The organism is [Clostridium] aminophilum, assembly GCF_900101295.1.
GTDB classification, from domain to species: domain Bacteria; phylum Bacillota; class Clostridia; order Lachnospirales; family Lachnospiraceae; genus Clostridium_R; species Clostridium_R aminophilum_A.
Map to the genome: position 1 here is coordinate 1 of NZ_FOIL01000076.1, position 10,790 is coordinate 10,790.

Sequence of the window (10,790 nt, forward strand, 5' to 3'; positions counted from 1 at the left end):
CTGCCTTCCACGATGCTGTCAAGACTCTTCGCCGTCTCATCCGCAACGGTGATGCCGTGCTCGACCGCCTGAACCGCCTTCTCAATCAGATGCGTGGTGTTCGACGCCGCCTCCGCAGACTTCTTTGCGAGGTTGCCGACCTCATCCGCAACCACGGCGAAGCCCTTTCCTGCCGCGCCGGCTCTCGCCGCCTCGACCGCCGCATTCAGTGCCAGGATGTTGGTCTGGAATGCGATGTCCTCGATGGTCTTGATGATCTTTCCGATCTCCTTGCTGCTGTCGGAGATGTCCTTCATCGCCTTCACCATCTCCTGCATATGTTCATTGCCCTTCTGGATTTCAACCCGGGCATCTTCGGAGAGTTTCTCCGCGTTGTCCGCATTTTCCGCGGTCACTTTCACATGGTTGGAGATATCCGCGATGGTTGCGGAAAGCTCCTCGATGGAAGATGCCTGCTCGGTGGTACCCTGTGCCAGAGACTGCGCTCCGGAAGAGAGAGTGGATGCGTTGCCGTTGACCTCTTCCGCGACATGAAGGATATGGGACATGGTATCCGTCATAGTGCTTCGGATATTGAAGAGCGCATCCTTGATCTCCGCAAAGTTTCCTGCATAATCGTACTTCAGATTGAAGGTCAGATCGCCCTCCGAGATCTGGTTCAGAACCTGTGTGATCTCATGGATATAATCGATGTAGGAACTCAGCATCGCTGCCGTCTCGTGCATTGCACTCGCCACATCGCCGGTCTCATCATTGGACTCAACAGCCACCTGTACCTTCAGGTTTCCGTCCGCGATCTCCTGCGCTGCTGCCGCAAGGTGTTTCATCGGACGGGTGATCCGTTTTGCCATCAGAACCGCCAGCACGGCAACCAGAGCGCCCATGACAACCGTAAAGACGATAAAGAAACGGATCATCGCGTTGACGTCCGCGTAAGCGGCCGAGGTCTTCTGAATCGTCACAACCGCCCACTGATCCGAGGTTCCTGGAATGGAGATCGGACGATAGGAATAGATGGCATTCTCGCCCTTACGGTTTATTCCCTCCGTCACGCCGCTCACACCATTCAGCGCTTCCTGCGTCAGTTTCCGGAATAAATCGGTCTCATTAAACGGCTCGCGCTCCGTGGTGCTTCCGCTCTTTAAACGGGTTCCGTCCAGATAGTTGTAGCTCTGGGATACATACTCCGGTTCCGGATGGGCGATGCAGACACCTTCACCGTCCACGATCAGAGAATAGGTACCTTCCGAATCATAGGACGAAACGACTTTCTGAATCTGATCCAGGGAGAGGTTTGCCCCCAGGATGCCGCACATATTGCCGGCATCATCAAATTCCGGGAAATAAACGGAGCTGGTTGCAATGCCATCGGTCGCGCTGAAAAATGATTTGGAAACGAACGACTTGCGCTTCTCCATCATTTCCCTGTACCACCAGCGGTCACTGCGGTCCACCGGCTCGCCGGAACTTCTTGCAGTCTGCATTCCGGTCAGATCCACCTGATAGAGCAGCGAAAAATACGGGTTGTTCTTTGCGGTCACTTTCAGGATCTTATCCTGCTGAACCGGGTCCATACCCAGCATATCGCCGGATGCTGCCAATGACTCGACAACCGCATAACTCTTTCCGATATACTCCGATACCTCATTGGAAATGCTCTCCGTCAGCGTCTCGACGGTCCGGATCGCCGTGGCTTTTCCGGTCTTTTTCGACATAACCGCGCTGACTGCCGCACTGGTAATCAGCGGAATAAGGGATGCGCAGATCGCCAGAAGAAGGATCTTGGTCCGGATGCTCATCCGGAAGCCAGAACGGCGCGACGATGTTTCGTTATCCAAATGCATTGCTTACTACCTCCGCTTTTTCTTGTTAACTAATTCACATTCTTTTCTTGACACAGTTACCCACTATATGGCTTGAAAACCCTTGTTTCAAGCCATTTTTTCAATATCGGCACATTTCATGACAAGACTGTATGCTCTCGCTTTTCCTTTGTATACAATCTACACCTTTCGGTGTAACCGCTTTTTCCGTCCTTCGTCATTTTCCATACCGGTCTCCCTGTTCAAGACACCTTTCTGCATAAATCTGTTCGGCGCCGAATGACATTTCTCTCATTTTCGGTCAAATTTGCGCAATAAAAATCACATTTTTCGTCAGAAAAAGGGCCGGGATGTTGGTCCCGACCCTCTGAACTGCGCTATTTTATCACAAAATACCGTCTTATTTCTATTTTATTATTATCTGTCCGGTATGAATTACCGGCAGGATCATTCCGCATGGACACCTTCCCGGAGAGATCCCGGCCGATTGCCTCAGACTCTCTCGACATCCTTGGTCGCAATAATCTTCACACCGGTTCCCGCCGCGTCGGCAATAATCACATCACCGATATGAACCGGAGCCTTCACGGTAACCTCGCGGATCTCCTTCATGATGTCAAAGATCTTTCCCTTCGGAATATCGTTCGCCGTCTTGACCGATACGCGGGCAATCTCGCCGTTTTCAACCGGAACGGAGCTGGTCACGATCCGGGTTGGATTGGTCACTTCCTTCTTTCCGTAAATCTCGCCCCGCGGGCAGGTGTTGCCCTCGACGTTTACCGCCTCACCGTTTTCCATTGTGACTCTCAGCTGACACCCCATCGGGCACTGAATGCAAGTAAGTTCTCTGATCTCAGCCATGACTTATGCCTCCTCTTCCGTGCGGATCACGATTTCCTTCAGATCCGGGAATTCCGCAAGCTTTTTCTTCTGAAGAATAACCTGTTCCATCTCTCCCGGCGCCATGATTCTCTTCGGAATCCGCTGCACCTCTTTGCCGTCAAAAGATACCACGATGGATCGGTTCTTATAGATATCGGCTACGCGGAAGCGGACGGTCAGAAGATCCTCCATCGCCTCCGGGCTGAGTGTCTGCGGAACGGTATAACGAACACCGTTTTCCCCTTTCAGCGTCACGGTATGGATTGCCTGTGCCTCATGACCGAGGACATATTTTGCCGCATTTTCGCCGGCCTTGGTCGCCTCTTCGGATACATAGTCCACGAGATCATGTACATGAAGGACGTTGCCGCAGGCAAATACACCCGGCAGTCCGGTCTGCAGACGGTCGTTGACCATCGGACCGCTGGTAACCGGATTCATGTCGATGCCCATGCTGCGGCTGAGCTCGTTCTCCGGGATCAGACCGCAGGAGAGAAGAAGCGTATCGCAGTCGTAATGCTCCTCTGTTCCCGGAACCGGCTTTCTGTCCGGGCCGACCTCAGCGAGGGTCAGGCCGGTAATGCGCTCTTTGCCTTCAATATTGGTTACCGTATGGCTGAGCTTCAGCGGAATGCCGTAATCATCCAGACACTGGACGATATTTCTCTTCAGACCGCCGGAATACGGCATGAGTTCTGCGACCACCTTGACTTTCGCACCTTCCAGCGTCAGACGTCTTGCCATGATCAGACCGATATCACCGGAGCCGAGGATGACCACTTCTTTGCCGACCATATATCCCTCAATGTTCATCAGTCTCTGCGCGGTTCCCGCGGTATAGATGCCCGCAGGACGGTATCCCGGCGTGTTGAGGGCACCGCGCGGTCTCTCGCGGCATCCCATCGCAAGGATAATCGCCTTTGCCTGAATCACCTCCAGACCTTCCTCGCGGTTGATGACCGTAACCTGTTTTTTATCGTTGATATCGACAACCATGGAGTTCAGTCGGTACGGGATCTTCATGTCCAGCACTTCCCGGATATATCTCGCCGCGTACTCCGGTCCGGTGAGCTCCTCCTTGAAGGTGTGAAGGCCGAAGCCGTTATGAATGCACTGGTTCAGGATTCCGCCAAGGCGGGAATCTCTCTCCAGAATCAGAATATCTTCCACGCCGTTTTTTCTTGCCGCAGCTGCCGCAGCGAGACCCGCCGGGCCGCCGCCGATAATTACTACATCACACTCTTTCATGACATTCTCCCCCTTCAGCCTTTGATCAGCTCGGAACCCTTGCGGTTCTTGCAGATTTCTTCCATCGGAATTCCGGTCTCTCTGGAGAGGATCTCCATGGCACGCGGTGTGCAGAAACCGGCCTGGCATCTTCCCATGCCCTGACGGGTTCTTCTCTTGATTCCGTCCATGCTTCTGGCGCCGAGCGTGCGGCGGATCGCATCCACAATCTCACCCTCGCTGATCATCTCGCAGCGGCACACCATCATGCCGTACGCCGGATTTTTGCGGATCAGTTCCGCTCTCTCTTCCGAAGAAAGATTTGCCGCATGAATCACGCCTCTGCGGGTTGCGATAAAGTCTTTGTCCGCTTTTCTGGTAAAATGCTCCTTTTCGGCAATGAGGCCTGCCAGATACTCGCCGATCGCCGGCGCAGAGGTAAGGCCCGGGGACTCAATGCCCGCGGCATCGAAGAATCCTTCCGCATCCGGACACTCTCCGATGATAAAGTCATCGCCGGCTTCATGTGCGCGCAGGCCGGAGAATGACGTGATGACCTGGCGGACCGGAATGCCCTTTACGGAGAGAGCGGCTTTTGCCTGCACATCCTCCAGACCTTCCGGTGTGGTGTTGGTCGCTTCCTTGTCTTCCTGATCCACCGCGGTCGGTCCCAGAAGAATATTGCCGTGTACGGTCGGGGTCACCAGAATTCCCTTTCCGAGTTTGGTCGGAAGCTGGAAAATGGTCGCGTCCACAAGACCGCCCGCATTCTTGTCCAGAAGCATATACTCGCCGCGGCGCGGTTTGATGGAGAGTTTCTTTTCGGAAACCATGTTGTGAATCTTATCCGAATAGACACCGGCGGCATTGACCACATATTTTGTGGAAATCATGCCGCTGTTCGTGGTCAGACGGTAGCCGTCCGCTGTCTTTTCCACATTCTCCACTCCGGTATTAAAACGGAATTCCACGCCGTTGTCGGCCGCATTTTCCGCCATGGCAATGGTGAGTTCAAACGGATCGACGATGCCTCCGGTGGGTGCCCAGAGCGCCGCGGTCACCGTATCCTCCAGATTCGGCTCTTTGGCTCTCGCCTGATCACCGGTGAGAAGCTCCAGTCCCTTGACGCCGTTTGCCACGCCGCGGTCATACAGCTCCTTCAGCGCCGGCTCGCTCTCTTTGTCAAAACACAGAACCATGGAGCCGTTTCTGCGGAACGCAAAATCCAGCTGCTCGGAGAGCTCGCCCATGATCTCATTGCCTCTGACATTCATCTCCGCCTTCTGGGTGTTCGGCTTGGCGTCAAATCCGGCATGGACAATGGCACTGTTCGCCTTGGATGTACCGGAACATACATCTTCTTCTTTCTCAACCAGCAGTACATCGCACTGGTAGCGGGAAAGCTCTCTGGCAATCGAGGAACCGATCACGCCTCCGCCGATTACCACCACATCGTAAGTCTTCTCACTCATCTCAAACTCTCCTCCTGTAGTCTATATGAAACGCCGTGTCCTTTCACGGCGTTCCGGCCTGTTCTCTTCCCGGCGCATTCGCGCCGGCCCCCATAATCTCCGGATCCGGATCGTTTCTATGTATCCGGCTCCGGCTTAAAAACGGTTCCGCTTCCGATTATCGCCCGCTGTTTCAGGTTTCTTCCGCAAATCGGATGTATTCCAGATTCTGGATATCGCCCAGAATCCGGTCCCGCACCTGCTTGTCCTCGATCTCCAGCGTCATCACGGCTGACGGCCCTTCGCCCTTGATCTTGCTCTTGACCAGTTCCAGATTCGAAATATGTATACCGCGGTTCCGCATCTCTTCCATAAACAGGCCGACGCTGGATCCGTTCACAAACTCCACATAGTAGTCCTGCACTTTCGCATGGTCGCGCACAAAGCCGTCCAGACGGTTCAGAATCTTGAAAATGAACACCACCATCAGGAGCGCGTAGAATGCGCCGTCCACAAAACCGATGCCGGCCGCCAGGCCGATGCAGGCACAGGTCCATAGGCCCGCCGCTGTGGTCAGTCCGCGGATCTGATGACGTCCGGTCACCATGATGGTTCCGACACCCAGAAAACCGACGCCGCTGATAACCTGAGCGCCCATCCGGACCATGTCGGCCCGGATATCCGGAAACGTCATGCTGACATATTCACTGGTCACCATCACCACCGCCGATCCGAGGCAGACCAGAGCATGCGTTTTAATTCCCGCGCCGCGGTGCTTGAGTCCGCGGTCAATTCCGATCACGGTTCCCACGAGAAGTGAAACGGCAAGCCGGATCAGAATTCCGGCGGCGCTCCATCCCCTTGCTGTTTCGATAAACCACGTCCACATGTGTTGTTCCTCCCTTCTTTTCCGGCACAGACTCTCCTGTGCTTAATTCTATTTTAGCAAAAGCCGGGGCAATAACGAAAAAAAGAGCACACATCTCCTTTAGGAAAATGTGTGCTCTCTCATCTCTTAAGCATCCTATAAAGCAGGTGATGGGAATCGAACCCACATATCTAGCTTGGAAGGCTAGTGTTCTACCACTGAACTACACCTGCATGGTGCCTAGAGTCGGAATCGAACCAACGACATAAGGATTTTCAGTCCTCCGCTCTACCAACTGAGCTATCTAGGCATTTCCGCTGTCCGTGAGCGCTGTGCTCATCGGCAACGGTGATATAATATCAAAGTTTGCGTCACTTGTCAATCATATTGTGCAAACTTTTTTGTAAATTTGCAAAATCCGATAAAGTGAGCGCCTCTCCGCGCACCGTCGGAGAGAATCCGCACTCTCCGAGAGCCGCCTGAATCATCTCTTTCGAGTAGGAAAGCTCCGGCGAATTCGATACGCTGTTCACCAGCGTCTTTCTTCTCTGTCCGAAGGCCGCCCGGATCAGTCGGAACATTTCCTTTTCATCCTGAGCCTCCACCGGCGGCTTCTCATGCCGGGTCAGGCGGATGACCGCACTGCCGACATTCGGCCTCGGCATGAAGCAGTTCGGCGGTACATTGGCCACAATCTCCGCCTCCGCGTAATACTGCACGGCAAGGGAGAGTGCGCCGTAATCTTTCGTGCCCGGTCCCGCCTGCATGCGCTCCGCCACTTCCTTCTGAACCATGACGGTGATTGTCTTTAACGGAACGCCGCTCTCGAACAGATTCATCACGATCGGAGTGGTGATGTAATACGGCAGGTTTGCCACCACGCAGATCGGGCGGCCGCCGTTGTACTCTTCCGCAAGCTTCGCGATATCAACCTTCAGAATGTCATTGTGGATCAGTGTGACATTGTCCAGATCCGACAGTGTCTCCTGAAGAATCGGGATCAGATGATCGTCGATTTCCACCGCGATCACCCGTCCGGCAGACTCCGAAAGTCTCCGGGTCATGGTTCCGATACCGGGGCCGATCTCAAGCACGGCGTCCTCTTTGCCGATTCCGGCGGATACAACGATTTTTTCCAGAACACGCGGGTCGATCAGAAAATTCTGTCCGAATTTCTTCTGAAACGCAAAGTTGTATTTCTGTATGATTTCTATCGTATTTTTGGGTATGGCAAGATTATCCATAAGTACCTTTCATTCTTCTCTCCGGATCCGGTACATCCGGAACGCATTGTCCTCAGTCACCCGGATGACCTCTTCCGCAGAAATGCCGCGGATCTCTGCGATCATCTGCACCACAAAAGGAAGCCGGGAGGAATCGTTGCGGGCCGCTCTTTTCGGCTCCGGCGCCATGTACGGGCAGTCCGTCTCCAGCAGAATCCGGTCCAGCGGCGCGTATTCCGCCACTTCCTTCAGTTTTCTCGCATTTTTATATGTCACGACACCGCCGATCCCGATATAGAATCCCATATTCAGAAACTCGCGGGCCATCTCCTTCGAGTATCCGAAACAGTGAATCACACCGCCGATGTCCGGCCCATGATGAGCTTTCAGGATATCGGCCGTATCCCTGGCCGCATCCCTGGAATGGATAACCACCGGAAAACCGGTCTCATACGCCAGATCCAGCTGACGGGCAAACCAGTACCGCTGGGTGGGATGCTCCGGGTTGTTCTTCCAGTAATAATCGAGGCCGATTTCCCCGATCGCCGCCGTCTTCTCATCCTGAAGGGCGTCCCTCACGATGCCAAAACTCTCCTCCGTGAGCATTTCCGCATATTCCGGATGAACGCCGACCGCAGCGTACATCCAGGGATAACGGTGCGCGAGATCCAGCGTGGTCCGTATCGACTGCAGATCGCAGGCGATGTTGGTCACATGGCCGATCCCCGCCGCCGAAAGGGAGGAGAGAACCTCCTCCCGGTCCCGGTCAAACGCGCGGTCGTCGTAATGAGCATGTGTATCAAAAATATATGCCATGAATGTTCAACAATCCTGTCTTAACCGATCTCGGCGCCGGCCGGCATATCCTTCTCCGGTTTAAGGAGCGCGAGATTTCCTTCCGCATCCTCCGCACAGAGCAGCATACCCTCGGACTGCAGTCCCGCCATGGTTCTCGGTGCAAGGTTGGTCACAACCACAACCTGCTTTCCGACCATCTCTTCCGGCTCATAGAACTGGTGGATTCCGGAAAGGATCTGCTTTACCTCACTGCCGATTTGAACCTTGGAGCAGAGAAGTTTCTTGGACTTCTTTACTGCCTCGCAGGCGATGATTCTGCCGACGCGGAGCTGAACCTTCGCGAAATCGTCGTAGACGATCTCTGCCTTCTTCTCCACATCCACGACCGCATTGCTGCTTCCGGAAGCATTTTCCGCATCAGAGGACTCGCCGAGTTTCGCCACGTCCTTCTCGGTCTCTTCCGCCTTTGCCGCCTCTTCTCTCTGCTTTGCCTCGATCACTTCGACCTTCTTGTGGATCTCATTGATGTCGGCACGTGCAAACAACGTCTCCGGATCTTCCACAACCTTTGTGCCGTTCGGGTAAAGACCGAATTCCTTCATCTCATCCAGGGTTCTCTTCTGTGTGTTCAGCTGGGCGAGGATCTTCTCCGACGTCTCCGGCATGAAGGAAGCCAGCAGGGATGCGCCGATGGTGATGGACTCGGTGAGGTTGTACATAACCGTTGCCAGTCTGTCCTGTCCGGCTTCATCCTTTGCCAGAACCCACGGACAGGTCTCGTCGATGTACTTGTTGCTTCTGCGGAAAATGTCGAAGATCGCGGTCAGTGCGTCTGCCACGCGAAGCTCGCCCATCTTACCGATGGCGGTCTGAACGGCTGCCAGAACGGTCTTCTTCAGATCCTCGTCCACCGCTTCCTCTGCGCCGCGGTTCTCCACCACGCCGCCGAAGTACTTGTTTGTCATGGAGATGGTTCTCTTCACCAGATTTCCGAGAATATTCGCAAGGTCCGAGTTCATTCTCTCGGTCATGAGATCCCAGGTGATGACACCGTCATTTTCAAACGGCATCTCATGCAGAACGAAATAGCGGACCGCATCCACACCGAAGAGGTCAACCAGGTCATCGGCGTAGATGACATTGCCCTTCGACTTGCTCATTTTGCCCTTTCCGAGCAGCAGCCACGGATGTCCGAATACCTGCTTCGGAAGCGGTTCGCCGAGAGCCATCAGGAAGATCGGCCAGTAAATCGTATGGAACCGGATGATATCCTTGCCGATCAGATGAAGATCTGCCGGCCAGTATTTCTTGTAGAGATCGCCGTGATTGCCGTCGGTGTCAAAGCCGAGGCCGGTGATATAGTTGGTCAGCGCATCCAGCCATACATAGGTCACATGGCGCGGATCAAAGGATACCGGAATCCCCCAGGTGAAGGAGGTTCTGGATACGCAGAGATCCTGCAGTCCCGGAAGCAGAAAGTTATTCATCATCTCGTTCTTGCGGGATACCGGCTGGATAAACTCCGGATGCTCATTGATGTAATCGATCAGGCGCGGCGCGTATTTGCTCATCTTGAAGAAATACGCCTCTTCCTTTGCCTTCTGAACCGGACGTCCGCAGTCCGGGCATTTTCCGTCAGCCAGCTGGGACTCTGTCCAGAAGGACTCACACGGCGTACAGTACCAGCCCTCGTAATAGCCTTTGTAAATATCGCCCTGATCGTAGAGTTTTTTGAAGATCTTCTGAACCTGCGCCTCGTGGTCGCTGTCTGTGGTACGAATGAAACGGTCATAGGAGGTGTTCATCAGATCCCAGATGCGGCGGATCTCGCCTGCCGTGCGGTCGACAAATTCCTTCGGTGTGATTCCTGCCTCCGCAGCCTTGAGCTCGATTTTCTGTCCGTGCTCATCGGTTCCGGTCTGGAAGCGGACATCATATCCCTCTTCTCTGCGGAAACGGGCAATGCTGTCTGCAAGCACAATCTCGTAGGTATTGCCGATATGCGGCTTTCCGGATGTGTATGCGATCGCCGTGGTGATGTAATACGGCTTTCTGATTTTCTCTGTCATGACAAACTCCTCCATTCCTGTATCGTTCAGCCGGGAATCCCCGGAAAACGGGCACACTTTGACCAAATTATATAGCACAAGTCTATTCTCTCCGGCTTTTTTTGTCAACAAAGTCCGCAAGCGGACTTCGGCTCCCCCATCCCCTCAGTCCTGAGGGGAGCCCCGCGGACTTTGCGCGCCGCCGCTGGTCACCGTTAGGTGACAGCTTCCTTACAGCGGCGTGCGCATCCTCGCGGAGCGTTGTGTTTCATAGGGAATTTCGGAGAAATTTCCTATGAAACACAAATGCCGGCGACCGAAACCGGCCCCGGCATCTGTTTTCTCTTTCTGTTTTCTCTTTCTGTTTCCGCTGGAATTACTTCAGCTGATCCGCGCTGATCTCTTTCCACTTCTTCACGAATTCCATCTCGCCGACTTCCTTGCCGTCAACCTTCAGCTTCAGTGTCTTT

General features: G+C 54.1%; 8 protein-coding genes and 2 tRNA genes. All 10 read right to left on the reverse strand.

Annotated features, from left to right (window positions below):
• Positions 1-1,838: methyl-accepting chemotaxis protein (locus tag BMW41_RS13130; RefSeq protein WP_177171251.1), on the reverse strand; the 1,838-nt coding region annotated here is incomplete at its 3' end.
• Between the two features lie 477 nt (positions 1,839-2,315).
• On the reverse strand, positions 2,316-2,684 hold the full coding sequence (locus BMW41_RS13135) for a DUF1667 domain-containing protein (RefSeq protein WP_031471961.1): 369 nt from the start codon (positions 2,682-2,684) through the stop codon (positions 2,316-2,318).
• A gap of 3 nt (positions 2,685-2,687) precedes the next feature.
• A complete protein-coding gene (locus BMW41_RS13140) occupies positions 2,688-3,953 on the reverse strand; it encodes an NAD(P)/FAD-dependent oxidoreductase (RefSeq protein WP_074650598.1) in 1,266 nt (421 codons plus the stop codon).
• 14 nt (positions 3,954-3,967) lie between these two features.
• Complete coding sequence (locus BMW41_RS13145) at positions 3,968-5,404, reverse strand: NAD(P)/FAD-dependent oxidoreductase (protein WP_074650600.1); 1,437 nt, start codon at positions 5,402-5,404, stop codon at positions 3,968-3,970.
• A gap of 172 nt (positions 5,405-5,576) precedes the next feature.
• Positions 5,577-6,272 (reverse strand): MgtC/SapB family protein, encoded by a 696-nt coding sequence (locus BMW41_RS13150; protein WP_074650602.1) that lies wholly within the window; start codon positions 6,270-6,272, stop codon positions 5,577-5,579.
• 141 nt (positions 6,273-6,413) lie between these two features.
• Positions 6,414-6,484, reverse strand: a tRNA-Gly gene (locus tag BMW41_RS13155).
• Position 6,485: 1 nt separating this feature from the next.
• Positions 6,486-6,561: transfer RNA gene (locus BMW41_RS13160), tRNA-Phe, on the reverse strand.
• Positions 6,562-6,622: 61 nt separating this feature from the next.
• Entirely contained in the window at positions 6,623-7,495 is an 873-nt protein-coding gene (rsmA, locus tag BMW41_RS13165) for a 16S rRNA (adenine(1518)-N(6)/adenine(1519)-N(6))-dimethyltransferase RsmA (protein WP_074650603.1), read from the reverse strand.
• Between the two features lie 9 nt (positions 7,496-7,504).
• Positions 7,505-8,290: a TatD family hydrolase gene (locus BMW41_RS13170; RefSeq protein ID WP_074650605.1), complete on the reverse strand. Its 786-nt coding sequence runs from the start codon at positions 8,288-8,290 to the stop codon at positions 7,505-7,507.
• 20 nt (positions 8,291-8,310) lie between these two features.
• Entirely contained in the window at positions 8,311-10,341 is a 2,031-nt protein-coding gene (metG, locus tag BMW41_RS13175) for a methionine--tRNA ligase (RefSeq protein WP_074650607.1), read from the reverse strand.
• Between the last annotated feature and the right edge of the window lie 449 nt (positions 10,342-10,790).